Annotated in this window: 20 protein-coding genes; 1 reads left to right on the top strand and 19 read right to left on the bottom strand. The window is 65.4% G+C overall.

The window, feature by feature from the left end; genetic code table 11:
- Positions 1–7 precede the first annotated feature (7 nt).
- From GN330_RS15535 to GN330_RS15515, 5 genes are all read right to left on the bottom strand, one after another.
- A complete protein-coding gene (locus tag GN330_RS15535; RefSeq protein WP_156713568.1) occupies positions 8–1,033 on the bottom strand; it encodes a Gfo/Idh/MocA family protein in 1,026 nt (341 codons plus the stop codon).
- Between the two features lie 70 nt (positions 1,034–1,103).
- Positions 1,104–2,192 (bottom strand): alanine racemase, encoded by a 1,089-nt coding sequence (locus tag GN330_RS15530; RefSeq protein ID WP_246188694.1) that lies wholly within the window; start codon positions 2,190–2,192, stop codon positions 1,104–1,106.
- Positions 2,185–3,390 carry an amidohydrolase/deacetylase family metallohydrolase gene (locus tag GN330_RS15525; RefSeq protein ID WP_156713567.1) on the bottom strand — a complete coding sequence of 402 codons (1,206 nt, stop codon included), beginning with the start codon at positions 3,388–3,390 and terminating at the stop codon, positions 2,185–2,187. Before GN330_RS15525 ends, GN330_RS15530 begins: the two co-directional genes overlap by 8 nt.
- Complete coding sequence (locus GN330_RS15520) at positions 3,384–4,055, bottom strand: SDR family oxidoreductase (RefSeq protein ID WP_197435188.1); 672 nt, start codon at positions 4,053–4,055, stop codon at positions 3,384–3,386. The genes GN330_RS15525 and GN330_RS15520 overlap by 7 nt, the downstream gene beginning before the upstream one ends.
- A gap of 55 nt (positions 4,056–4,110) precedes the next feature.
- Complete coding sequence (locus tag GN330_RS15515; protein WP_343040721.1) at positions 4,111–4,986, bottom strand: aldose 1-epimerase family protein; 876 nt, start codon at positions 4,984–4,986, stop codon at positions 4,111–4,113.
- Positions 4,987–5,567: 581 nt separating this feature from the next.
- On the opposite strand from GN330_RS15515, the gene GN330_RS24020 reads away from it, so the two are divergent.
- A complete protein-coding gene (locus GN330_RS24020; RefSeq protein WP_343040782.1) occupies positions 5,568–7,424 on the top strand; it encodes a LysR family transcriptional regulator in 1,857 nt (618 codons plus the stop codon).
- Positions 7,425–7,437: 13 nt separating this feature from the next.
- Here the strand turns inward: GN330_RS24020 and GN330_RS15505 are convergent, their stop codons facing one another.
- The 14 genes from GN330_RS15505 to GN330_RS15440 all read right to left on the bottom strand — a co-directional run bounded on the left by GN330_RS15505 (position 7,438) and on the right by GN330_RS15440 (position 24,140).
- Positions 7,438–8,493 carry an acyl-CoA dehydrogenase family protein gene (locus GN330_RS15505; RefSeq protein WP_156713564.1) on the bottom strand — a complete coding sequence of 352 codons (1,056 nt, stop codon included), beginning with the start codon at positions 8,491–8,493 and terminating at the stop codon, positions 7,438–7,440.
- Positions 8,494–8,499: 6 nt separating this feature from the next.
- Positions 8,500–9,675: an acyl-CoA dehydrogenase family protein gene (locus tag GN330_RS15500; RefSeq protein ID WP_156713563.1), complete on the bottom strand. Its 1,176-nt coding sequence runs from the start codon at positions 9,673–9,675 to the stop codon at positions 8,500–8,502.
- Positions 9,676–9,697: 22 nt separating this feature from the next.
- On the bottom strand, positions 9,698–10,888 hold the full coding sequence (locus GN330_RS15495) for a CaiB/BaiF CoA transferase family protein (RefSeq protein WP_156713562.1): 1,191 nt from the start codon (positions 10,886–10,888) through the stop codon (positions 9,698–9,700).
- Positions 10,889–10,924: 36 nt separating this feature from the next.
- Entirely contained in the window at positions 10,925–12,229 is a 1,305-nt protein-coding gene (locus GN330_RS15490; RefSeq protein ID WP_197435187.1) for a TRAP transporter large permease, read from the bottom strand.
- The gene (locus GN330_RS15485) at positions 12,216–12,779 is read right to left on the bottom strand and encodes a TRAP transporter small permease (RefSeq protein ID WP_156713560.1); all 564 of its coding nucleotides are present in this window, start codon (positions 12,777–12,779) and stop codon (positions 12,216–12,218) included. Before GN330_RS15485 ends, GN330_RS15490 begins: the two co-directional genes overlap by 14 nt.
- A gap of 83 nt (positions 12,780–12,862) precedes the next feature.
- Positions 12,863–13,882 (bottom strand): TRAP transporter substrate-binding protein, encoded by a 1,020-nt coding sequence (locus tag GN330_RS15480; protein ID WP_156713559.1) that lies wholly within the window; start codon positions 13,880–13,882, stop codon positions 12,863–12,865.
- A 151-nt stretch (positions 13,883–14,033) separates the two neighbouring features.
- Complete coding sequence (locus GN330_RS15475) at positions 14,034–14,594, bottom strand: UbiX family flavin prenyltransferase (protein ID WP_156713558.1); 561 nt, start codon at positions 14,592–14,594, stop codon at positions 14,034–14,036.
- A gap of 31 nt (positions 14,595–14,625) precedes the next feature.
- Positions 14,626–15,990 (bottom strand): UbiD family decarboxylase, encoded by a 1,365-nt coding sequence (locus tag GN330_RS15470; protein ID WP_156713557.1) that lies wholly within the window; start codon positions 15,988–15,990, stop codon positions 14,626–14,628.
- On the bottom strand, positions 15,987–17,657 hold the full coding sequence (locus GN330_RS15465; RefSeq protein ID WP_156713556.1) for a thiourocanate hydratase: 1,671 nt from the start codon (positions 17,655–17,657) through the stop codon (positions 15,987–15,989). The genes GN330_RS15470 and GN330_RS15465 overlap by 4 nt, the downstream gene beginning before the upstream one ends.
- 14 nt (positions 17,658–17,671) lie before the next feature.
- On the bottom strand, positions 17,672–18,760 hold the full coding sequence (locus GN330_RS15460; protein WP_156713555.1) for a thiohydantoin desulfurase: 1,089 nt from the start codon (positions 18,758–18,760) through the stop codon (positions 17,672–17,674).
- Positions 18,757–20,052 (bottom strand): Zn-dependent hydrolase, encoded by a 1,296-nt coding sequence (locus GN330_RS15455; protein WP_156713554.1) that lies wholly within the window; start codon positions 20,050–20,052, stop codon positions 18,757–18,759. The genes GN330_RS15460 and GN330_RS15455 overlap by 4 nt, the downstream gene beginning before the upstream one ends.
- The gene (locus GN330_RS15450) at positions 20,049–21,428 is read right to left on the bottom strand and encodes a dihydroorotase (protein ID WP_156713553.1); all 1,380 of its coding nucleotides are present in this window, start codon (positions 21,426–21,428) and stop codon (positions 20,049–20,051) included. The genes GN330_RS15455 and GN330_RS15450 overlap by 4 nt, the downstream gene beginning before the upstream one ends.
- A gap of 567 nt (positions 21,429–21,995) precedes the next feature.
- The gene (guaA, locus tag GN330_RS15445) at positions 21,996–23,558 is read right to left on the bottom strand and encodes a glutamine-hydrolyzing GMP synthase (RefSeq protein WP_156713552.1); all 1,563 of its coding nucleotides are present in this window, start codon (positions 23,556–23,558) and stop codon (positions 21,996–21,998) included.
- A gap of 123 nt (positions 23,559–23,681) precedes the next feature.
- Positions 23,682–24,140: a PaaI family thioesterase gene (locus tag GN330_RS15440; protein ID WP_156713551.1), complete on the bottom strand. Its 459-nt coding sequence runs from the start codon at positions 24,138–24,140 to the stop codon at positions 23,682–23,684.
- Positions 24,141–24,179: the final 39 nt, after the last annotated feature.

Raw genomic sequence — 24,179 nt, 5'->3', positions numbered from 1 at the left:
AGGAAATTCAGCTAGGAATCTCGACCGTCCCGCCGCTGCGGTAGGCCTCCTCGGCGGCAAGGCAGATCTCGACCGCGAGCTTGGCTTCGGCGGGCGAAAAGATCGACCGGCGCCCGTGAAAGCCTGCAAAAGCGCGGCGCAGGTTTTCCTCCAACTCGAAGACTTCGCCCGACTGAGGGATCGTTACTTCTTCCGGTTCGCCGTCCCGCCGCTGCACCTTCAAAAGGAAATCGGGATGTTCGGTGCGGTCCATCGCGCCCGACCACCAGGTGCGCGCCGCACCCTCCTCGCCGGCGACCTCCAACAGCGTGTGATGCTCGAAGCCGGACAAGCATTGGCTGAGCAGCGCCATCGACCCGTCGTCCCATTCAAGCGTGGCGACGAAATTGCGCACCAGACCGCTTTCGCCACCATTGCCGATGGCGCGCACTCGGGCCGGCCTGCCGTTCTCGGCCGCGTACCACATCACCAGATCGAAGAAATGAACCAGCTCCTCCAAGATCCAGGAGCCGACCTTGTCGGGATCGTAGCGCCAGCCGCCGGAGCCCTGGCGGAATTTGTGCCTGAACAGCGACAGGTGCTGGTAGCGCACCTTGCCGAGATCGCCCGAAGCCACGATGTCGCGCACGGCGCCCCATTGACGCGACACGCGCAACTCGTGATTGACGGCCACCAGGCCGCCGGTGCGCGCGCTGGCGGCGATGACCTCCTCGCACTGGTCGAGCGTCAAGCCGAGCGGCTTTTCCAGGAATACGTTGGCCCCGGCGTCGAGCGCGGCGGTGGCGAAACGGCTGTGAACATGGTTGGGCACCGTGATGTCGACAACGTCGAACCCGCCGGCCGCCAGCATGGCCTCGTAGTCGGTGTAGCGCGGCACGTCGGGCAGCTTTTCAGCGGCTGCCTTGGCGGAGTTTTCACCGTGGCAATAAAGGGCGACGATCTCGGCATCGGCGATCGCCGACAGCGCCCTGGCATGCATCTGCCCCCATGCTCCGAAACCGGCAAGGGCGACACGTGTAACGTTTCTGGTCATGGACTGGCCTTTCTATTTCTGCATGTCTAGGGGGCGTCGTGGGCAACCGGCAGCGACAATGACGGCATCGTCATGCCACCTTTCCGCGCGCGTCGATGGTCAGCATGCCGGCGCCGCGCCCGTCGCGAACGAGGGCGATGCGGTCGAAGAGATTGCTCACCGGGCAGACATGGTTTGGCAGGATCCGGACGACCTCGCCAACCTCCGGCGAGGCCGGACAATCGGCCAGGTCGACGAAACCATGTTCTTCGGCAAGCTGATAGAGGCGCGCGCAGGGATAGTCGACCAGCAGGCCGAAATGCTTGAAACCGGCGAGATCGCTGGTCAGCGCTTTGGAACCGGCATCGATCATGGCGCGGCCGGGGGCCGGCCGACTGACCACCGTCGCATGCACGAACACGGCGCAATCCTCCGGCGCCGCAGCCCCGAGCTCCACCATCTGGCGATCGTTATAGATCGAAGTTCCAGAGCGGTATTCCGTTTCCCCTGCCTCGCCGATCCGCTCGATATTCGGCGTGCCGCCGGCCGAGACGGTTTCCACCGTCAGGTCCCTTGCGGCGCATAAACGCCGAACCTCGTCGACAAAGGCGCGGGTAGCGGCCGGGGGACCGTTCGGCGGATAGACCAGCAAGCCGGCGAAACGGAGCCCCGGCAGCGCGGCGATCCGCCCGGCAAGGTCGGCAGCTACGGCCGGGTCGACTACCCCGCATCGGTTGCGGCCGGTATCGCATTCCACCAGCACGGCAAGCGGCGCATCCGCATCCGCCATCGCGCCGGACAGCCCGTCGGCGACGGGCACGTTGTCGCAGGAAACAGCGAGCTTCACCCGCGCTGCGAGCGCGGACAGCCTCTTCAATTTGGCCGAACCCAGAATATTGTAGCTGATCAAGATGTCGTCGAAGCCGGCATCGGCCATCACCTCGGCTTCGCCGAGCTTCTGACAGGTGAGGCCGACCGCGCCGGCGGCGAGTTGGAGCCGCGCCATGGCGATCGACTTATGCGTCTTGATGTGCGGCCGGTTGGCGACCCCGGCCGCGTCGCAGGCCCGCTGCAACCGGGTGATATTGCGTTCAACCGTCGCCATCTCCACGACCGGCATCGGCGTCGCCACATCGAGATCCCGGCTTCGCCATTGCGGCCACGCCATTGCGTCAGTCATCGTACGATCCTCCATCCCGATAATGCGCCGCCTCCCAGGAACGCGGCCCGGGCTCGAAGAATTGGCCGGCGCGCAGCAGACCGCGTGGGCGAAGGAGCATCGCCCCCTCACGCTTCACGCCGGCAACGTCGACGAAAGGATAGCGCGCCTCCACGGTCTCGATCAGGCTGATATCGGCCGGCGCGCCGAGCGACAGATGGCCCAGGTCCGGCCGCCGCATGGCTTGCGCTGGCGCGTCGGTCGCCATGGCGATTGCATCCGACAGGCTGACGCCGCAAGTCACCAACTTGCTCATCGTGTGCAGAAGGTCGAAGGCGGGACCGTCCACGCACAACATATGAACGTCGCTGGAGACGATATCGGGCGGAAAACCGCCCGATATCGCGGCTTCCGCGCTGGCGAAACCGAAAGCGCCCATACCGTGACCGATATCGAACAATACCCCGCGCCGCCGGGCCTCGATCAGCGCCGGCAGAAGCCGGCCGGTTTCGTCGACCGGCGCATTGGGCGCCGGCCGGAAGCAATGGGTGAGAATGTCACCAGGCCGCAGCCGCGCCAGGATCTCGTCATAGCCGGGCGGCGGCTTGCCGATATGCGTCATCACCGGCAGGCTGGTCTGTCGCGCCGCCTCGACGGCACGGTCCAGCGCCTCGAGGCCGATCCGTCCTGACGTACCAGCCCCCAGACGCACTTTGATGCCGACGATGAGGTCGCGATTTTCATGAGCGACCGCCACGCAGCGCTCGACTGAAAGCAGTTCAGCGAGGCTCGCCTCGCCGAACATCAGGCCGCTGTCGAAGGCGAAGATGCCGGGAAAGGAAATGTTGAGGAAGGCGAGAACGCGCGAGCGTGAACGTGCGATGACAAAATCCCTGAGCCCGGCGAAATTGCCGGCGCCGGCGCTGCCGGCATCGACCATGCAAGTGACGGCGGAACGCTCAGCGACCGGATCGGGCTCGACCCCGTAGGAGGTAGCCCGATGGTAGATATGGGTGTGCAGATCGATCAGCCCCGGCGTCACGACAAGACCGCGCAGGTCGCGCAGGTCGCGCGCGGAGTCGGGCTCCAGGCGAGGCGCGATCGCCGCGACCCTACCGCCAGTGATCGCGATGTCGCGAACGCCGTCGACACCGTTGCGCGGATCGATTAGCCGGCCGCCGGCCAGAAGCAGGTCATACGGCCTTTCGGTACTCACCATTGCAACGGCGTCCCGTCATAAGACAGAAACTGGCCGGTCTCGTGATTGCCAAGCCGTCCGATCACGCCGCGCATCGAGGCGACGCTGACATCGACCGGAAGCGCACCACCGCCACCGCCGCCAGCCGTGTCGACCCAGCCCGGATGAATGAGCAGCATGGTGATGCCGCGGCCGAACAGGTCGATCGCCAGGCTGCGCGCCATGGCGTTGAGCCCGGCCTTGCTGGCCCGATAGCCGTAATGTCCGCCCGACAGGTTGAGCCCGATCGAGCCCATCCGGCTGGTGATGACGGCCACGCGGCGCTGGATACCGGCCGCGACATTGTCGGCGAAGGTTTCGACAAGCCGCAACGGCCCGATCGTGTTGACCTCGTACATCCGGCGCACATAGTCGAAGTCGAGGCTGCCGAGACGACCGGTGTCCAACCCCACGCCGGCATTCGAAAGCAACAGATCCACCGGCTCGTCGCCCAGTTCGCGCTTCAGCGCGGCGAACTGGTCCGGGTCGGTCACGTCGAGCGCGTGGTTGCGGATCGACGGCGTGCCGCAAATTGCGTTGGCCAGATCGCGGTGGGTAGCGATCACCGCCCAGCCGTCGCGCGCATATTGGCTGGCGAATTCGCGCCCGAGCCCGGTGTCGCAGCCGGTGATCAAGACTGTGGGCATACTCGTCCTCCCGTCGGGCCCGTTCGACCCGCTTGCTTTCCGTTTCGCCCTCTGATCACGGGGTCCCCGCGTCAAAAAGCCAGCGCATGGCATGGCTCGAACTCGCACCCGGTTCGAGCGAACGCATCGAGGGTTTGTGCGCCAGCTCTCCGGAAAAGCCCTGAGGATCGCCATGACCGGTCCAGGCTTCGATGCACAGGAATTGCCCCGGCGGCCTGCTCCACAGCGCGAGATGAGGAAAGCCGCCTGTCTCGACCGCGATCGCCGCGCCGCCGGGCGAGACAAACCGCAGGTGCCGGCTGCGGGCGTGGAGAAAACACAGCGCCTCGCGCGCCATCAGATCGCGGGTCAGCGGCAGGCCGCGCCCTTTAATCGGGATCGCGCGGCGCGCCTGGGTGAACAGGCCGTCCGGGTCGATCTCCGGCACGGACGGCTCCTCGTCGCGATCGAAGACGATACGATAGTCGTCAGCATCGCCGTCGGCGAACGGCCAGCGAAAGCCGGGATGAAGGCCGAGCGCATAGGGCAGCGGGCGGGTGCCGGGATTGGTCACCGTGAAGGCGGCCTCGACCGCCCGTTCGTGGAGGCGATAAAGCACCTCCAGGCAGAACGCGAACGGATAGGCGGATCGGGTCTCGTCGTTGTCATGCAATCGCAGCCGGAGCGTCGTTTCGGTGCGTTCGACCGGCACGAAATCCTGGCTGGCTGTAAAACCGTGGGTGGGCATGGGATAGAGGTGACCATCGACCCTGACGACACCGTCATTGACCCGGCCCACGATCGGAAACAGCAGCGGGCTCGAACGCGACCATTGCGGTCCCGCGGACCACAACAGGTCGTCCTCGCCGACACGCCAGGCGACGATCTCCGCGCCGCGGCGGCGTATGCGCAAGCAGGTCTGCCCGACCCGCAGGGCGTCCTCGTCGCTCACCGCCCGATCCGGATTGTCAGACCGATGGCAGCGACATCGGCAGGCCGTGAACCGGTGACGGACACAGCCAAGCCGCTGCGCGGCAGTCTAAGCCCCGGCGCGCGAACTCTTTGCTCTGCGGACATGCCAACTTCCTGCTGCCTCGACCGACGCCCGCTGTCCTGATCATCCGGTCGCGGACTGGACATTCCAGCACATAACCGATGATGCGGCCCGCGGACAGAGCCGGTTTTGAGCGAAACGACGGGTCCAATAATCCGCGCTCGCGGTCGGCGAATATATGCGTGCGGACAAACCGTCCGGGCGCGAGAGATCGCGCTGGTCCCGACCGGACGCATAATGGCCGTCGAAAGCGCACCACGTTCGGATTTGCACGCCGCCACCAAACGGACCACAATGCGACAAGAATTTTGGGCAGGCGCGAACAGTAAAGCGAGCACGCAGGCGCTCGAAATCGAGGCTGCACCCTACAAGCTCCCGCGTCGCCAGCTAGGGCTTTGCCTTGCTCCCATCGGCCGGCTGGCCTAATCGATTGAGCCGCTACGAGTCAGCCTAGCGGCTGCGTCGGCGAATTTCACGGGATCGCCGGTCCTGACCCTAGGAGCAAAACGATAGAGACACGGCAGCTCTCCTACTTCCTCGTGGCGTGCCAGCACAAAAACCATGCCGAGGCCGCCGCCCATACCGGGATTTCCGCGTCGGCGCTGAGTGAAAACCTGCGCCTGCTGGAGGAAGAACTGGGTATTAAGCTGTTCCAGCGCGGGCCGCTCGGACACTATCCAAGCGAGGCCGCACGCTGGCTCTACCAACGCGTCGAGGTGGCCCTGCAACGGATCGAAACCCTCGAGGCGGGAGCCAACCGCGTACGCGACGTGCAGTTCCGGCGCCTGGAGATAACGACGCCGCTGCAGTTCATGCTCGGGCGCCTCTCGCGCGCAGCGAGCCAGGCCGTGCGGGACCTGGGAAAAACATATCCCCACGCGCTCGCTCGGGTTCAGTTCCGAACCAACTGGCTGGCCGAGGACGGCGACCTGGCGTTGCCCGTCCCCGACCGTGGCGAACCGGTCGAACGCGTGATCCTGGACTATGTCGACGAGGCCGCACCGCACGATTTGTTGTTTCAGGACGACTGGATCGCGATCACCAATTTCGACCGCAGCCTCGAACAAGGCCGCGTGATCGATTTCGATGCCTTGCGAAACCTGCGCCTTCTGCTGCCGCCATTGCTGCCGGCACAGACGCACCATGCGCGTAGCTATTGCGCGCGCCACAACCTGCCCGAGCCGGTGACCGTGGAGGAGGATGTCGGGACATTTCCCACGCTTTCCCGCGACGCCCGCCCGTTCGCGTTGCTGGCGCCGCGCAGCCTCGTCGCCGGGGGCCTGTCGCGCCTGCAACTCGACCATGTCAGCCTGCCGAGCGAACTCGTCAGCCCGGTCGCCGCCAGCGTCCAGGACGGCAGCCTCCTGGGTCAGGCCTATGTCGGGCACCTGAAGCGCATCCTCGCCGAACCGGACCGTCCGATCGTCTACGATCCGCATATCACGCTGCGGCAATTGCGCTATTTCCTGGTTCTCTTCGACCAGATGAACATGACGGCCGCCGCGCGCAAGCTGAACGTGGTCCAGCCGGCCCTGTCCAACCAGTTGCGCAAGCTCGAAGCGATCATCGGCGAACCGCTGTTCGAACGCCAGCGCACCGGGCTGAAACCCACGCCGGAAGCCGAGGCGCTCGTGCCCCTGATCGAGGAAGCCGTGGAACTGTGCGGCAATGTCGCGGTAGAGGCGCGCCGCCAGGCCTCGCAACAGGGCCGCAGGCTGACCGTCGGCGTGGTCCCGCTACTCAACCACCGCGGCGCCCTGGTAGAAGCCATCGCCGGCGCCCTTGAGGAATGGACCGCGACCTATCCGGAGGTCAAGCTGCATGTCGTGGAGGCAGCCGCAACGGTGCTGCACCGCTGGGTCGAGACCGGAAAGATAAGCCTCGGTCTGGTCGAGGCGCATGTGTCGCGGTCGGTCCAGCTCGACCTGAACAGTCAGGACCAGCTGGTGGTGGTCTCGAAATCCGGCCGCGACATGCTTGCGCCCGGAGACGTGCCGCTTGCGCGGCTCGCGAACCTGCCTCTGGTTCTGCCCAGCGACACGTTTGGATTGCGGCAGCTGATAAACAAAGCGGCCGAGGAAGCCCGCGTCTCCATCGTGCCGCGAGTCGAGGTCAACTCGCTCGCAGTAGTGCTGGCGATGGTACGCCGCATGCCGCTCGCAACCGTCATGCCAGAAGTGACAGTCCAGCCGTTCGTGGCCGAAGGCGCCTTTCAGATCAACGCGATCGTAGACCCGACGATCTATCGCCGGCTGTCGATCATGTTCTCGACGTCGCGCAGCCTGACGGAGATCGAGCGCGCCCTAGTGGACACAATCAGGCGCCACCTGGCATAGGCGGCATCCAGCGCTACCGCATGGAGCGATAGCGGGAAAAATGCCGCTCCGGAGCCCCGAACACCAGTTCGTTGACCAGGATGCGCTTGACGTAGCGGCCGACCGCATGCTCGTCGGTCATGGCGATGGCGCCATGGATCTGGATCGCCTCCTCGCCTATCAGCCGGCCGGACCACACGGACTGGATCCAGGCCGCGATCGCGAGCGCACCGGCCTCCTGTCGATCCTCAGCGCCGGCCGCCGAGGAAACCAGCGAACGGACCTCGTCGAGCTTGATCCACATGTCGACCAGCCGGAATTGAAGGCTCTGGAACGAGCCGATAGGCCGGCCGAACTGCCTGCGCAGCTTAGCATAATCCAGCGTCTGCTCATAAAGCACCTGCATGGCGCCGAGATTGTCGGCAGCCGCGGCGAGCAGCGCCTCGGTTTCCACCTCGCGCAGCAGCGTTTCGACCCCGCCGTCATCGTCCAGGCGATCGGCTGCCGCGACCGCGACATCGTCGAAACCGACACGTCCCGCCCTTCGCCCGTCCGGCAGGAGATGAGGCTCGACCGTCACTCCGGGCGCGTCGGTGCGGACCACAAACAGCCCGGTCTCGTCGCTCGCGCCGATCCGCGCCAATGCCAGCACCGCGTCGGCCTCGTCGACGGCCAGGACGTGATCGCACGCGCCGGCCAAGCGCCAGCCGTCATCGGCCGCCTGCGCCACCTGCGTCGGGGCGGCGCCAACCACAAACGCGGCGGCAACGCGCTGCGTGCCTTCCATCACCGCGGCGAGCGTCTGCGATGCGCGCGGGCAGCGCGCGAGCACGCCGCCGGCCATGACCGCGAACGGCAGATAGGGCGTGGCCAACAGGCCACGACCATGGCCCTGCATGACGGCCGAGACCCCCGCCGTGCCGAGCCTGAGCCCGCCGACCTCTTCGGGATAGGGCAGGTAGAGCCAGCCGAGCTCGGCCAGTTCCTTCCAGCCGTCTTCGCTGTTGGCCTTGCCGTCCGACCGGTTGGCGACATAGCGCGCCACCGTTTCGGTAAGCATGTGGAGTTCATCATCAAGATTGGTACTCATCGCCGCTCACCCGAGTTCCAGAATCTGCTTGGCAAGGATCATGCGCTGAACCTCGTTCGATCCGCCCCAGATCGTCAGCTTGCGCTGGTTGAGATAGGTCGCGATCGCGCCCATCGCCGACGGATTGTCGGACGGTTCCGAAGCGTCCAGGAACGCCTCGGAATGGACGAGGCAATCCTCGGCGTGCAGATCGACCCTGAGCCGCGACAGCGCCTGGGCGATCTCGGTGCCGCGAATCTTGAGCTTCGAGGCTTCCGGGCCGGGATTTTCGCCGCCGACGCTGCGCGCCAAGAGGTGCAGCTCCATGTGCTCCAGCGCCAGAAGCTCGATTTCCAGGCGGGTCAGCCGCTCGGCCACGCGTGCGTCATCGGCCTTGCCGAGCGCTTCGGCGTCGGCCCGGATTTCGGAAAGGACACGCCGCGAGCGTGCCGCGCCCGACATCGAAAACCGTTCGAATTCGAGTAAGAACTTGGCGTAGGTCCAGCCCTGCCCTTCCTCGCCGATGCGGTTTTCGACCGGCACCAACACGTCGTTGAAGAAGACTTCGTTGAATTCCTCGTCGCCGTCGATCGTCTTGATCGGGCGCACGGTAATGCCGGGCGAGCGCATGTCGATCAGCAGGAAAGAGATGCCGCGCTGCGGCTTCACCTCGAGATCGGTCTTGACCAGACAGAACATCCAGTCGGCCCAGTTCGCCCAGGTGGTCCAGATCTTCTGGCCATTGACGCGATAGTGGTCGCCCTCGCGCACCGCCGTGGTCTTCAGCGCGGCGAGATCGGAGCCAGCCCCAGGTTCGGAATAACCCTGACACCAGAAGTCCTTGTTTTCGCGAATACCGGGCAGGAACCGCGCCTTCTGCTCGTCATTGCCGAAGGTGAAGATGACCGGCCCCGCCATCGCAATGCCGAACTGGCACGGATGCGGACATGACAGCGCGCCATATTCGCGCTCGAACAGATAGCGCTGGGTCTGAGTCAGACCCGGTCCGCCGGCCGAGGCGGGCCAGCCGACCGCGTGCCAGTTGCGGGCCGCCAGAACGTCCTGCCAGGACGTGTAGTCGTCCCGCGTCAGCCTTTGATTATAACGTACCTTGCGCGCCAGCTCGGCGGGCAGGTTGTCGCTCAAATAGGTGCGAACCTCGGCGCTGAAGGCCTTGTCGTCGTCAGTAAAAATCATCGTCATGGTCTGGTTCCGCTGTCAGGTGTCAGATGACGCCGGCTGTCCGCAGCCGCGCGATCTCGCCCGCGTCCATGTCGAGCATGTCTTGCAGGATCGTGCCGCCATGTTCGCCAAGCTCCGGCGCCGGGCGCGCCTCGCCCCGCTCCAGCCCGGCGACATGTACGGGCTGCTCGGGCAATCTGAGCGTGCCGAGCCTGTCATGGTCGACCGTCGTCATCAGCCTGCGATGACGGGCATGGGCGCTGTCGGCGGCCTCAGCGACGTCCCACACTACCGATGCCGGAATGCCGGCGGCGGCCAGGCGTTCGACCGCGGCTTCCGGCGACAGATCGCGCGACCAGGACTCGATTTCCGCGCGCAGCGCGTCGCGATTGACGCGGCGCTCGCGGTCGGAGGCATAGCGCGGGTCGTCCGCAAGTTCCGGCCGGCCGATGGTGGCGGCGAAACGGGCAAACAGCGAATTGTTGGCGATCGCGATGATGATGGTCCCGCCCTTGGCCACGAACGCGCCGAAGGGCGCCGACAGCGGATGCTGGTTGCCCTGCCGGGTCGGCGGCTGGTCGTTGACCTGAAGCTGTGCCAGCGCGGTCGGGAGCAGGGAAAACAGCGAATCGAACATGGCGATGTCGAGCGTCGCCCCCTCGCCGGTCGTCGCGCGCCGGTAGAGGGCGGCAGCGATCGCGAAGCCGGCATAAAGGCCCGAGACCGTGTCGCCGACCGAATCGCCGACCATCATCGGCTCGCCGTCGGGCTCGCCGGTGATGCTCATCAGGCCCGACAGCGCCTGAGCGACGACGTCATAGCTCGGCGCACGCGCCAGCGGTCCGTCCTGACCGAAGCCGGAGATCGAGCAGTAGATCAGATCGGCCCGCTCGCCGCGCAGCGCGTCGGCGTCGATGCCGAGCTTGCGGGCGACGCCGGGACGGAAATTCTCCACCACCACATCGCTTCTGGCCGCCAGGCGGCGCGCGATCACCCGGCCTTCCTCGCTCTTCAAGTCGAGCCGGATGCTGCGTTTGTTGCGGTTGATCAGTTCGAAACTGACGCTGATGCCCTGCGAAAAAGCGCCCATCGAGCGCTGGTCGTCGCCGGTGGGCGGCTCGACCTTGATGATCTCAGCGCCGAGATCGGCCAGCATGGCGGTACAGAACGGGCCGGCCAGAACCCGGCTGAAGTCGAGCACGGTCACCCCGGCGAAGGGCTTGGTCGAAGGCATTATTATCTCCAGTTTTGGTGCGCGCGCGGGCGGGCCCTAGCGCAACAGATCCGGCAGCCAGGTTGCGAGCTGCGGGAACAGGACAACGAGCAGAAGCGCAACGACGTTGGCGATCAGGAACGGCGTGATGCCGCGGAAAATCGTTCCCAGCGGTATGTCCTGACGCAGCCCTTTGATGACGAAGACATTGATGCCGACCGGCGGCGTGATCATGCCGATCTCGATGACCATCACATTGACGATGCCCCACCAGACCAGGTCGTAGCCGAGCCCGCTGATGATCGGCACGACGAAGGGAAGCGTCAGCACCATGCCGGCAAGCGCATCGAAAACACAGCCCAGAAGCACATACATAGCGATGATGATGAAGACGATCGCCAACGGCGGGATGTCGAGACCCTGGACCCAGGTCGCGACCTCGCTGGGCATGTGCGACAAGGTCAGGAAATAGCCGAAGATATTGGCCCCGATCACGATCATGTAGAGCATGGCGATCGAACCGGCCGATCCGAACAGCGTCTCGGTGAAGGTGGCACGTGTCAGCGACTTTCTCGCGACAGCGAAGATCAGGGTCAGCACCAGACCGACCGCGGCGCCCTCGTTGACGGTGAAAAAGCCGGAATAGATGCCGCCCATCACCACAACGATAATGCCGATCGGCGCCCAGGCACGCCCCGTTTCGCGCATCCGCCCGCGCCAGGCTATGCGCTCGCCCGCGCCGGCGAGATGCGGCGATATCAGCAGTTGGACGCGGATGGCGAGAACGAACAGCGCGACAGAAAGCAGGCCGGGAATGATCGCGGCCAGAAACAGGTCGATGACGAACTGCTCGACCTGGACGGCATAGATCACCATGATGATCGATGGCGGGATCAGCGATCCGAGCGTGCCGCCGGCAGCCAAGGTGCCGGTGCACAGGGACAGCGCGTAGTTGCGCTTTTCCATCTCCGGCAGCGCGATCTTGGCCATGGTGGCGGCGGTTGCGATCGACGAGCCGGCAATGGCGCCGAAACCGGCGCAGCCCAGGATGGTCGCCATCGACAATCCGCCCCGGTAGTGACCGATCCAGGTGTTGGCGACGCGGTAGATGTCGGCGGAGATGCCGGCCGCGCCGGCAAAGCCCCCCATCAACAGGAAGAACATCACGACCGCGAAATCCTGGTTCGTGAGCATGTTGACGGTTTCGGTGCCGAACAGGGAGACCATGCCCGACAGATTGCCGGTCAACATCACGTAACCCGCCGCCCCCACCGCGGCCATGGCGATGCCGACCGGCACATGCAGCAGGATCGCGGCGATCAGGCAGGCAAGCCCGACCAGGCCGACTTCAATCGGTGCCATCGGGCTCCTCCTTGTTCTCGGGGCGCACGGATGTCGCCGCGGCATCGTTCATGCCTACCGGGTTCTGCGCCGAGAAGCGGATGTCGCGGGCCGCGGCGACAACCAGCGAGAGTTGGACGGGAATACACAGCACGAACAGTGCCGTCGTCAGCACCCATACCGGCCACACGGGAATGTAGATCAGCCAGGTGGTCTGGCCGGATGTGTAGACGTCGATCGCGTAGACCCAAAGCTGCCAGGCGATCAGCACGAAGACGGCGAGCATGATTACATGTCCGAGGAAATCGAGCACCGCTCCCAGGCGCCAATGCGCCATGCCGGCGAAACGCACCGAGACATGCTGGTTTGTGGCCAGCGACGCGGGGAAGCAGGCGGCGGCGGCGATCACGATGATCAGGTCAGAGATGTCGCTGAAGCCGGTGACCGGCGTACCGAACAGTTCCCGCCCGGCAATGTCGACCATGGTCATGATCGACAGGACGACAAGCGCGGCAAGCCCGATCGTGGCCGCGAACTGGGCAAGTCTGCGAATATTTGCCAGCAATGTCATGGGAGGAGCTCTCGGCTTGCCGCGCTCTGACGCGCGGCGTGGGCCCGACGGCCACGGCCAAGCCGCGACCGTCGGGCTGGTTTTTACTTGTCGGCGCGCACGGCGTCGCGCGCGGACAGCATCTCCTGATACAGGTTCACGCCGTCTTTGTCGGCATCCCAGCGATCCTTCAGACCGGCGAAAGCGCCTTTGAGCGTATCGATGTCTTCGTCAGAAAACTCGACCATATTGTGCTCGGCATCGGCCTCAAGGCGGGCGGCGGATTCATCGTTCTGCTTGTCCAGGTTTTCGGACAGAACATTGGAAAACCACATGCCGCGATATTTATCGAAAGCGGCTTTGGCCTTGGGCGGCAGGCTCTCATAGGTGTCCTTGCGCATCGGGAACATGACCGCGACATTGCCCAGCGGGGCATTGATGACGTGGTAACCGGCCGCATCCGCGATGCGGAAGTTGAACATATTGCCGATATCCATCAGCGTGCCGTCGACCACGTTGCGCGAGATGTTTTCCGCAATCTGGGTGGCCGGCATGCCGCCGACGGGAACGCCGCCCATCGCCTGCACGACCGCGCCCTGAACCGGGCCGCCGGCACGCAACTTCTGGCCGGAAATGTCGTCGACCGTGGCGAGTTCCTTTTTGCTGTGCAGATAATAGGGACCCACCTCGGCGATGCCGACGAGCTCGAGCTTGTCGAAGCCGGTGAAGAAGCCCTTTTCATACAGCGCGTAAGCGGTCAGGCTGGCTTCGCGCGTGTTTTCAAACACGAACGGCAGTTCGAACATTTCCAGCTCGGGGAAACGGCCGGGGGTGTAGGACGCGACGACCTCGGCGATGTCGACGACGCCGTCCTCGACCAGCTTGAGCTGGGTGGTCGGGCTCGCTCCCAAGGTGCCGCCGGGATAATGCTCGATCTTCAGCGTGCCTTCGGAAGCCTCCTCAACCGCCTTGATGAAAGCGGGGATCGAAATCGAGTTGGTCTTTGTGCCGGGCGGGAAGGCGCTGGCGAATTTCAGCACCACGGGCGATTCCGCCAGGGCCGGCTGCACGAACGCGCTGCCCAGAATGACCGCAGCCATGGTCAGTTTTTTGATCGTTGTCATCGTCTCTCCCTTTCGAGCTCGCGCCTGGCGACCAGGAACACGGCTATGTTCGTATGACGGCGAAAATTATCGTGTCTGCGGGCACCCACGCTGAAATAGGTTTTGCGAAACTGGACAATCACGAAAGACGAAGCTCGACCGCCCGTGAGGCCTAGCTTTTCCAACGTTTTACGATTCCAGCGTCGATATCGACCAGGTCGAGTACCCGGCCGACCGTGTGATCGACCATCTCTTCGACCGTGTCGGGACGGGGATAGAAGGCGGGGACCGGAGGCATGACGATCGCGCCCATCTCCGTCACCGAGACCATGTTGCGGCAATGGCCGAGATGCAACGGCGTCTCGCGGAACAGAAGCACCAGCCGGCGCCGTTCCTTCAGGCTCACATCGGCGGCGCGCGAGACCAGCGTGCCGCAGGCCCCGGATGCGATCTCGCCCAGTGTCTTGGCCGAGCACGGCGCGATGAACATGCCGTCGACGCGGAACGACCCGCTGGATATGGAGGCGGCGACGTCGTCGTTGGAATGGACGTGATCGGCCAGGGCGTGGATATCGGCCTGCTTCAGGTCGGTCTCGTGGGCGAGCGCGACGACGGCAGAGCGCGACATCACCAGGTGTGTCTCGCAGCCGAGCGCGCGCAGCACCTCAAGGAGCCGGATACCGTAGACATGGCCCGAGGCTCCGGTGATTGCGACGATGAAGCGTTTGGTCATGGGCCCTCGCAGGCGCCGGACCGCCCCGATCCTAATAGGATTCGAGGTCGCGGCGCACCCTTTCATAGATCTCGGCCGGCGGTCGGACGAATTCCGAGCGGCCGCCCGGCGCGCCGTCGCCCGGACGGGTGGTGGCGATCATGCCTATCTTGGTGACGACCAGGTCCTCGTGCACGGGATCGCAGCGGTCCGCCTTGACGCCCGGCAGCACGATCAGGTCCTCATGCGCCCGGAATCGGGCCGCGAGCGACCATTCGACCTGGCGCCAGTCTTCGGGATCGACATCGTCGTCGACGACGATAACCAGTTTCAGGAGATTGACCGAGCCCATCGCCAGCATCACCGCGCGCTTGCCCTCGCCGAGGCGCGGTTTGTGCATGGTGACGACGGCGTGCAGGCGGCCCATGCCGCCTTCGGTGACGAAGACGCGGCGGACGGCCGGAATGGCGCGCTTGAGATCGCGCGTCAGCGTCGCGCCGATCGAGACCGCGCCGATCAGGCAATGCTCGCGCGCATAGCCGGGCAGGATCGCCTGATAGATCGCATCCTTGCGGTGCGTCACACAGCTCGCCTCGACGCCGATGCCCGGGCCGTAATAGACGTAGAAGCCCGGGAACTCGGAGACCGCGCCCTCCTCGATCAGGTCGTCGGGCTTGAGCCGCCCCTCGATCACGATTTCGGCATGGGCCGGCACTTCGAGATCGACCGTCTTGCACTTGACGAGTTCGATCGGAGCGCCGAGCAGCGCACCGGCATTGTCGAACTCGTCATCGCCCAGCTCGAGATAGAGCTGCGAGCCGAGCAGAACGGCGGCATGATTGCCGATCGCCACGGCGATTTCGAGATCGCGTCCGAGACGGCGGGCCTTTTCGGCCATCTGCGCGAGATGGTGGTTCTTGGCAATGCCCGCCATCATCCGCATGCCGCCTTCGAGCCGGAAGCGCGCGATGGACACGTTGCGACGGCCGGTTTCGGGATCCTTGGCCACAATCACCCCGGCGGTGATATAGGGCGCTCCTTCTTTTTCGAACCAGTGCGGCACCGGCATCAGTTCGCCGATGTCGAAGGGCGCCCGGTGGACGACCTCCTGCACCGGCCCGTCTTCGACCATGACCGGCTTGACCGGCTGACGCAGCGCAGCCAGGCAATGCGCGTCGAGGTCGGCTTCCTCGATGGCGAGCGCCCGGGCGAAGCGGCTGCGGTGGTTGTAGAGGTTGCCGACGACGGGCATGGCGCTGCCCTGCACGTTCTCGAACAGTTGCGCGGCGCCGTCGTCGCGCAGGGACAGGACCGAGGCCAGCTCGAAACGCGGGTCAACTACACGGCCGACGCGATGCAACTCGCCGTCGTCCTCCAGCGCGGCCAGGAAGCCGCGCATGCTCTGGTCGATGCTCATGCCCCGGACCCGCCCTTGCCGGTCGTGTCGAGCCGGAAATGCCGGATGTCCTTGCGGGCGATCTCGTCGAAGGACTCCTCGTAACCCGCATCGGCATAACGCATCACGCCGGTGGTGGTGTCGTTGGTCAGGGTCATCTCCAGCCGTTCGTCCGCCGCGGCCGAGCCATCGGCGACCAGGGTCACGCCCGAGCTTGTCATATAGCCCGAATAGCCGCCACCGCCGGAATGGATCGCGACCAGATCGGCCTGCGAGGCGCAGTTGACCAGCGCGTTGAGCAGCGGCCAATCCGCGATCGCGTCGGAGCCGTCGCGCATGTTCTCGGTCATGATGTTGGGATGCGCCATGGCGCCGGCGTCGAGGTGGTCGCGGGTGAACGCCACCGGCCCCGCCAACACGCCGTCGCGCACCATGCGGTTGACGGCAAGGCCGAGCTTGGTGCGGTCGCCGTGGCCGAGCCAGGCGATGCGCGCCGGCATGCCCTCGACCGGCACGTGCTTGCGCGCCAGTTCGATCCAGCGGGTGACGCCGGCATCGTCCTTGAACTCGTCCAGCAGCCAGTCGTCGATCTTGCGAATGTCGTCGGGATCGTTCGACAGGGCGATCCAGCGGAATGGTCCGATGGCTCGGGCAAACAGCGGCCGCAGGAAGGCCTCTGTGAAGATCGGGATGTCGAACGCGTTGTCCACGCTGCCTTCCTTGGCTTGGGTCCGGATCAGATTGCCGTTGTCGAACACCACCGCGCCGGCCTTCTGGAAGGCCAGCATCGCACCGACATGGCGCACGATCGAGCGGGTCGAGGCGGCCATCAGTTCGTCCGGCGCTTCGCGGCGCATGCGGCGCACTGTCTCCAGGTCGTAGTCCGCCGGCACATAGCCGTAGATCAGGTCGTGGGCGGAGGTCTGGTCGGTGACGATGTCGGGCACGATGCCGCGCTGGCGGATCTGCTCGAAGATGTCGGCGGCGTTGGCGCACAAGCCGACCGAGAGGGGTTCCTTGTTGGCACGGGCTTCTTCGATCAGCGCCAGCGCCTCGTCGAGCGTTTCGGCCTGCTTGTCGAGATAGCCGACCTCGATGCGTTTTTCGATGCGCTTGGGATCGATTTCCACGCACAGGATCGCGGCCCTGGCCATCACGCCGGCGAGCGGCTGGGCGCCGCCCATGCCGCCGAGCCCGGCCGTCAGCACGAAACGCCCTGCCAGATTGTCGCCGAAATTCTGCTCGGCGATGCGCATGAAGATCTCGTAAGTGCCCTGAATGACGCCCTGCGAGCCGATATATTGCCAGTCTCCGGCCGTCAGCCCGCCCCAGCAGATCAGGTTGTCGTCCTGCCAGCGATAAAAATTCTCCGCCTTCGCCCACTGGCCGACCATATTGCAATTGGCCATCAGCACGACGGGGGCCTTGGGGTGGGTGCGAACCACGCCGATCGGCTTGCCCGATTGGACGATCAGCGTCTCGCCGTCCTCGATCGTTTTCAACGTCTCGACGATCCTGTCATGCGAGGGCCAGTCGCGCGCAGCACGGCCGAGTGCGGCGTAGACGATCAGATTGTCGGGGTCCTCGCCGACGGCAAGCACGTTTTCCAGAAGGCGCAGAAGCCCTTCCTGGCGCCAGCCCTTGCAACGCAGCGTCGTGCCGCTCGTCACGGTAAAATCTCGATGCATGACGGTTTCCCTACCTAGCCCAGCGCGTAGTCTGTCAGATTGATGCCAAGCGTCGCCTCGACGGACGGATAGACCGCCGGATCGGTGACGCTGGAGGACAGCGGGATCACGGTCTTGGGCACGCGCAGCACCAGAAGCTCCATGCCCTCGACAACCTCGCCGACGCTCATCGGCACGCCGTTTGTATTCAGCGTGGTGATGACGTCGGGATAACCGGCGATGCGCTTTGCCTCGCCATCGTCGACGGCCATGTATTCGTTCATGACGTGCAGCACGCAGGCGCCCTTGCCGCTGCCGACCTGGATCGTGCCGACATCGAAGGCCTCGTTGGTGTAGACGACGTCCTTGGCAACGACCTTGCCCTGGCCGATGATCTCGCCCTTGGTCTGCTTGCAGATGGCGTCGATCACCGCAGTGCCGCCACGCGGCTCGGCCGCGATGATCGCCTCGCCCAGCGCCAGCGCCATAGAAATGCCGCCAAGCGCGGCGTGCTCGCGAACATAGGCGGCCGGCACCGGATTGCGGCACGAGGCAATGAAACCGCCCGACATGTCGGAGGCGGTGCGCAGGATCGGCGACACCTTGGCGGTCGCGCCGCGCACGACGAGTTCGATATAGGCGTTCTTGGACCTGTTGCCGCCCACCGCCGACTGGATCATCGGCTCGGGCGAATTGGCCAGGCCGATCGAGCCCATGTCGCCGGTCGGATGGGCGCGGATATCGCCGACGGCGTCGATCACCTTGGTGCCGAGGATCGCCGAGGGCAGCCAGGCGTTGAGCGTGCTCGACTTGCCGTTCTGGCCGATGATGAGCCCATAGATCGGCGCGCCGAGCTCTTCCTCCACCAGCCGGACGGCCTTGACGTAATCGACACCCAGCATCTGCCATTCCGTCGTGCCAGCCGGTGCGCCGATCGCGGCGGCGGTGGCGATCCAGGCGTCGTCGGGAACGTCGTCCATCGACACCAGTTCCGGCTCGCCGGCATTGACGGCGGCCGTTCCCAGCATGCGTCCGTGATCGGCCCAGCCGCCACCGCCGGCGGCGTAGACCGCGCCGCCCTTGACGGCAGCCTCGATATCGTGGGCCCGTAGAATTCGTGTCATCTGGCGTGGCTCCCTTCGGATTCGGTCTTGTTGTGTCGTTCGTCCAGACGCAGCACCGCGTCGTGGATGACCGCCGCGCCAGCGGCGATCGCATCCGGTTCGCCCCATTCCTCGGGCGCGTGGCTGCGCCCGTCGCGGCACGGGACGAACACCATGGCGCTCGGCGCGATATGCGACATGAAGGCCGCGTCGTGGCCGGCGCCCGACGCCATCGGCAGGGACAAATAGCCGAGTGCGTCGGCACTTTGCGACAAGAGCGCCTGCAGCGCGGTGTCGCAGGGGGCCGGATCGGTGTCAGACAACAGCGCAAAGCGGGCGCGCTCGACGCCGCACTCACGCGCGATCTCGCCGCTGCGCGCGTCGAGTGCTGCGAGGAAGCGCTCGGTGACGGCATGGTCCTCGGCCCGGATATCGACGACGAGGCGCGCCTTGCCGGGAACGACATTGGCCGCGTTCGGAAACTGCTCGAACACGCCCGTGGTGGCGACGAAGTGGCCGTTGCCACCGGCGGCGGCCTCGCGTGCCGTCGAGGCGACAAAGGCCGATGTGATCGCCGCTGCCAGCCCGGCATCGCGGCGCAGGTCCATCGGCGTGGTGCCGGCATGGTCGGCACGGCCGTCGAACACGATCTCGACGCGGGCGATACCGGCGATCGCGGTGACGATGCCAAGGTCGATGCCCTGCTGCTCCAGCACGATGCCCTGCTCGATATGCAACTCGAAAAAGCCGACAATGTCGTCGCGCCGCGCGGCGGCGAGTCGGGCCGGATCGCCGCCGACGCGGGCGATCGCCTGATCGAGCCGCTCGCCGGCCGGATCGCGATAGGCGAGCTGGTCGTCCGTCAGCCGGCCGGTCAAAGCACGGCTGCCGACGCAGGACAGGCCGAATTCGCTCGGCTCCTCGGCCAGGAAGTCGACGACCTCGATCGCGCAATTAAGCCGCCGGCCGGCCTCGCGCAGCGAGCGGGCGATCTCAAGCGCCACGACCACGCCGGCCACGCCGTCGAACCGCCCGCCGGACGGCACCGTATCGGAATGCGAGCCGATCATGATCGTGCCGGCATCGGCGCGTGCGCCTTCCATGCGGCCGATCAGGTTGCCGCCAGTATCGATGCGTACCGACAGGCCTGCGGCGGCGAAGCGCTTGGCCAGCCAGTCGCGCCCTTCCAGAAACAGCGGCGAGAAGGAACGGCGCGTATAGGGCTTGTCCGGTTCGGTGATCGTGCCCAGCGCCATCAGGTCGGCCCACAGCCGGCCGCCATCGACCGGCAGGTTCGTGCATCGCGCCGTCATTGTCCGCCATTCTCCGCAAGCGCACGCGCCGGGGTGACGAACCGGCCCGCACCGGGCTCGGCCAGAACGCGCGTGCCGTCGAAGACCATTTCGCCGCGCTGGAAGGTAGCGACCGGCCTGTAGTCGAGCGCCATGTCCTGATAGGGGCTCCAGCCGACAAAATTGTTGCCGCTGGCGCCGGCGTCGTAACGACGCGGATCGCGCGCCATGACGACGATGTCGGCGTCGCGGCCCGGTTCCAGCGCGCCCTTGCGGTGGCCGATACGGAACAGCCGCGCCGGATTGGCCGCCAACAGCCGCGCCGCCCAAACCGGGCTCAACCCCCGCTTCAGAAGCCCGTCGAGAAGCAGCGCGTAGAGCACTTCCAACCCCGGCACGCCCGAGGCGTTGTTGAGCATGACCGGATCGGCCTTGCGATCCTTCGACCAGCTCACGTGATCGGTCGACACCACGGTAACGTGGCCCGCCGCCAGGTGACGCCACAACGCCTCGACCTCGGCCCGCGGACGGATCGGCGGGTTGATCTTGGCTTTGCCGGCAAGCCGGGCGACGTCGTTTTCCTCATCGAGCACGAGATAGTGGATGCAGGCTTCGATGGTGGCGTCGTGACCGCGCGCACGATGGTCCTGGCACAATTCGTAGCCGCGCCCGATCGAGCAATGCACGATATGGGCCGAACAGCCGGTCGCCGCGCCGATCTCGTAGACCTCGGCGGTGGCCAGCGCCTCGGCCAGAGCCGGTCGCGCCAGGCCGTGGGCGCGATAGTCGGTGATGCCGGAGCGGGCGACCTCGGCCTCGGCGGCGCGAACCAACTCGTCGCTTTCGTTGTGTGCGCCGGCGGCGAGCCCATGCCGGGCGATTTCGGCGAAGCAGGCCTGCAGCATATGCGGCGCAATGCGCGGGAAACGCTGCGGATGCGTGCCGAAGGTGGAGAATTTGAAGGCGGCCGCGCCGGCGGCGACCATCTCGGCGATGTGGCGCGGGCCGTCATCGGGATGCACCGTGCCGTAGAGCGCGAAGTCGACGCGCGCCTGCTCGCCGGCCTCGCGCGCCTTGGTCGCAAGCCGCTCGCCGGTGCAGATCAAAACGCCGTCGTCATAAGGCATGTCGACGATGGTCGTCACGCCGCCGGCCGCCGCCGCGCGCGTCGACCAGACGAAATCCTCCTGGCCGCGCTGCGAACGTGAATGAACCTGCGCGTCGATGGCGCCCGGCAGCACGAAGGCGTCGCCGAAATCCTGGCGCGCGCGCGCGGCCGGCGGCGGGCACTCGCCGATGCGCTCCACCAGCCCGCCACGGATTGCCACATAGCCGTTTTCGCGGACGCGGACCGCGTCCACCACTTGTCCGGTGATAATCAGATCGTAGTCGCTCATGGATCCTCCTAAGCCGAGGAAGGATCAAAAAACTTTGCCCATCGCGACAATCGTTTTCGCCGAAGCGCGCGATATGGGATTGCGAACTTCGTCGGATGCTCGGCGCCGGGAAGCCGGACCCGCTCATCGCAAGTCGAACGAGTTATTAGGGGGCCAGCGTGCCCCTAACCATGACGTCCATACCGTCACAGTCAGCGACCTTTTGTGATTTGTCCTTTGGTTTCCCGGCTTCGATGCCCGCGTGAGTCAGCATTTTGACCCTGCGCATTCGCTCAAAAAACATGAGAGAGCCGCCAAATATACCGTCAGGCCAAGACGGCCTCTCTGGACGGATATTTCTTCACTATTGTCAATGAAAAAAGGTCAATAAAATACCGTCACAAACTCTCTAAGCGGTGACGGAATATGCATCTGCCGATGCTATAAGAGTCGCCATGCTGTCGGCCATACCGTCTATCACCAAGCTTGCCTCGCGATAGATGGCGATAAGCGGCCTAGTTTTTTAACTATTTCAGTGACTTACATCGTGCCGCAGCGTAAAATCGGCGGCGTTCGGATGGGTCTAAATCATTCCCACTCGATTGTGCCGGGCGGCTTCGAGGTCACGTCGTAGACCACGCGGTTGATGCCGCGGACCTCGTTGATGATGCGGGTGGCGGCACGGCCGAGAAATTCCATGTCGTAATGGTAGAAATCCGCCGTCATGCCGTCGACCGAGGTGACGGCGCGCAGCGCGCAGACGAATTCATAGGTGCGGCCATCGCCCATCACGCCGACCGTCTGCACCGGCAAAAGCACGACAAAGGCCTGCCAGATGGCGTCGTAGAGACCGGCCTTGCGGATCTCGTCGAGATAGATCGCGTCGGCCTCGCGCAGAATGTCGAGCTTGTCGCGGGTGATACCGCCCGGACAGCGAATCGCAAGACCCGGGCCCGGAAACGGATGCCGCCCGATGAAATGGTCGGGCAGGCCGAGCTCCCTGCCGAGCACGCGCACCTCGTCCTTGAACAATTCGCGCAGCGGCTCGACGAGCTGCATGTTCATACGCTCCGGCAGACCGCCGACATTGTGATGCGACTTGATGGTGACGGACGGACCGCCGGTGAAGGACACGCTTTCGATCACGTCGGGATAAAGCGTACCCTGGGCAAGGAAGTCGGCGCCGCCGAGCTTGTTGGCTTCCTCCTCGAAGACTTCGATGAACAGCCGGCCGATCGTCTTGCGTTTGTTTTCGGGATCTGCCTCGCCCTCGAGCGCGTCGACGAAGCGGTCGGCCGCGTTAACCAGCACCAGCGGCAGATTGTAATGCTCCCGGAACATGGCAACCACCTCTGTCGCCTCGTTCTTGCGCATCAGGCCATGGTCGACCAGGATGCAGGTAAGCTGGTCACCGACGGCCTCGTGTATCAGAAGTGCGGCGACCGAGGAGTCCACCCCGCCCGACAGCGCGCAAATCACCTTGCCGTCGCCGATCTGGGCGCGGATCGAAGCAATCGCCTGCTCGCGATAGGCAGCCATGGTCCAGTCGCCCTTCAGGCCGGCAATGTCGATCACGAAATTGGCCAGCAGCTTGGCGCCGTCCGGCGTGTGGACGACTTCGGGATGGAACTGGACGGCAAAGAAGCGGCGCGCCTCGTCGGCGATCGCGGCGAACGGCGCACCGCTGGAAGTGCCGACGACCTTAAAACCCGGCGGAATGTCGGTGACCCGGTCGCCGTGGCTCATCCAGACCTGATGGCGGGTTCCGGAAGCCCAGACGCCCTTGAACAACGCGCAATCCTGCCTGACGTCCAGAAAGGCGCGCCCAAACTCGCGGTGGTGACCGGCCTCGACGGTGCCGCCAAGCTGCGCGCACATCGTCTGCTGGCCATAACAGATGCCCAAAACAGGAATGCCGGCCTCGAAAATCGCGTCCGGCGCGCGCGGCGAGCCGATATCGACGGTGGAGTGCGGGCTGCCCGACAGGATCACCGCCTTGGGCGCGATGCGCGCGAAGGCTTCGGCAGCGGACTGAAACGGGACGATCTCAGAATAGACACCGGCCTCGCGCACGCGCCGGGCGATCAACTGGGTGACCTGGCTGCCGAAATCGATGATGAGGACGGTGTCGGGATGGGCGGTCTCTGTCATGACAGGGAACTATGCCGAATCGCCCAACCACGCAATGGCCGACACGGCATGGCTGTCCTGCGCTCACAGAAATCGGTGCGTGGTTCCGGTCGGCCGTCTCGGTCGGCGCGGCGGCGCACGGCGTCAGCCGGCGAGATCCTCTCTGCCCTGCACCGTCATCATGGTGCCGGTCATGGTGGCGACCAGCTTGGCCTCGCCACCGTCGCCGAACGCATAGGCCTGCCCGTCGGCCACGATAATGGTGCGGCCGGGCTTGGTGACAGAGCCGCGAAACAGGAAACGCTCGCCCTTTCCCGGCGCGAGCAGATTGACCTTGAACTCGATAGTCAGCACTGCAGCGTCGGCCGGCATCAGCGAATAGGCCGCGTAGCCGCAGGCCGAATCGAGAGCCGCCGAGATCACCCCGGCATGCAGGAAACCGTGCTGCTGGGTGAGCGCCTCGCTATAGGCCATCTCGATCTCCACCATGCCCGGCGTCACCCGGGTGAGTTCGGCGCCGATCGTCGTCATCGCCCTCTGGCGCGCGAAACTGGAGCGCACCCGTTCCTCGAACCCATCCTCCGGCACGATCATCGCTGCCATGTGCTGCTCCTTCGGGCGCCCCGGCGGGGGCGCGTCGCG

The sequence above is a fragment of the Nitratireductor arenosus genome (assembly GCF_009742725.1).
In the GTDB taxonomy this organism is placed as follows: domain Bacteria; phylum Pseudomonadota; class Alphaproteobacteria; order Rhizobiales; family Rhizobiaceae; genus Mangrovimarina; species Mangrovimarina arenosa.
Note: the sequence above shows the minus strand (reverse complement) of the source record. Positions and strands in the feature narration are given on the sequence as shown.

Excerpts from the sequence above, each read along its gene's own strand:
- GN330_RS15440 (WP_156713551.1), bottom strand. The coding sequence starts at position 24,140 with ATGGCAGCGATGATCGTGCCGGAGGATGGGTTCGAGGAACGGGTGCGC.
- guaA (WP_156713552.1), bottom strand. The coding sequence starts at position 23,558 with ATGACAGAGACCGCCCATCCCGACACCGTCCTCATCATCGATTTCGGC.
- GN330_RS15530 (WP_246188694.1), bottom strand. The coding sequence starts at position 2,192 with ATGACTGACGCAATGGCGTGGCCGCAATGGCGAAGCCGGGATCTCGAT.
- GN330_RS15525 (WP_156713567.1), bottom strand. The coding sequence starts at position 3,390 with ATGGTGAGTACCGAAAGGCCGTATGACCTGCTTCTGGCCGGCGGCCGG.
- GN330_RS15520 (WP_197435188.1), bottom strand. The coding sequence starts at position 4,055 with ATGCCCACAGTCTTGATCACCGGCTGCGACACCGGGCTCGGGCGCGAA.
- GN330_RS15495 (WP_156713562.1), bottom strand. The coding sequence starts at position 10,888 with ATGCCTTCGACCAAGCCCTTCGCCGGGGTGACCGTGCTCGACTTCAGC.
- GN330_RS15480 (WP_156713559.1), bottom strand. The coding sequence starts at position 13,882 with ATGACAACGATCAAAAAACTGACCATGGCTGCGGTCATTCTGGGCAGC.
- GN330_RS15485 (WP_156713560.1), bottom strand. The coding sequence starts at position 12,779 with ATGACATTGCTGGCAAATATTCGCAGACTTGCCCAGTTCGCGGCCACG.
- GN330_RS15450 (WP_156713553.1), bottom strand. The coding sequence starts at position 21,428 with ATGAGCGACTACGATCTGATTATCACCGGACAAGTGGTGGACGCGGTC.
- GN330_RS15490 (WP_197435187.1), bottom strand. The coding sequence starts at position 12,229 with ATGGCACCGATTGAAGTCGGCCTGGTCGGGCTTGCCTGCCTGATCGCC.
- GN330_RS15455 (WP_156713554.1), bottom strand. The coding sequence starts at position 20,052 with ATGACGGCGCGATGCACGAACCTGCCGGTCGATGGCGGCCGGCTGTGG.
- GN330_RS15500 (WP_156713563.1), bottom strand. The coding sequence starts at position 9,675 with ATGACGATGATTTTTACTGACGACGACAAGGCCTTCAGCGCCGAGGTT.
- GN330_RS15470 (WP_156713557.1), bottom strand. The coding sequence starts at position 15,990 with ATGAGCATCGACCAGAGCATGCGCGGCTTCCTGGCCGCGCTGGAGGAC.
- GN330_RS15535 (WP_156713568.1), bottom strand. The coding sequence starts at position 1,033 with ATGACCAGAAACGTTACACGTGTCGCCCTTGCCGGTTTCGGAGCATGG.
- GN330_RS15505 (WP_156713564.1), bottom strand. The coding sequence starts at position 8,493 with ATGAGTACCAATCTTGATGATGAACTCCACATGCTTACCGAAACGGTG.
- GN330_RS15465 (WP_156713556.1), bottom strand. The coding sequence starts at position 17,657 with ATGCATCGAGATTTTACCGTGACGAGCGGCACGACGCTGCGTTGCAAG.
- GN330_RS15475 (WP_156713558.1), bottom strand. The coding sequence starts at position 14,594 with ATGACCAAACGCTTCATCGTCGCAATCACCGGAGCCTCGGGCCATGTC.
- GN330_RS15460 (WP_156713555.1), bottom strand. The coding sequence starts at position 18,760 with ATGACACGAATTCTACGGGCCCACGATATCGAGGCTGCCGTCAAGGGC.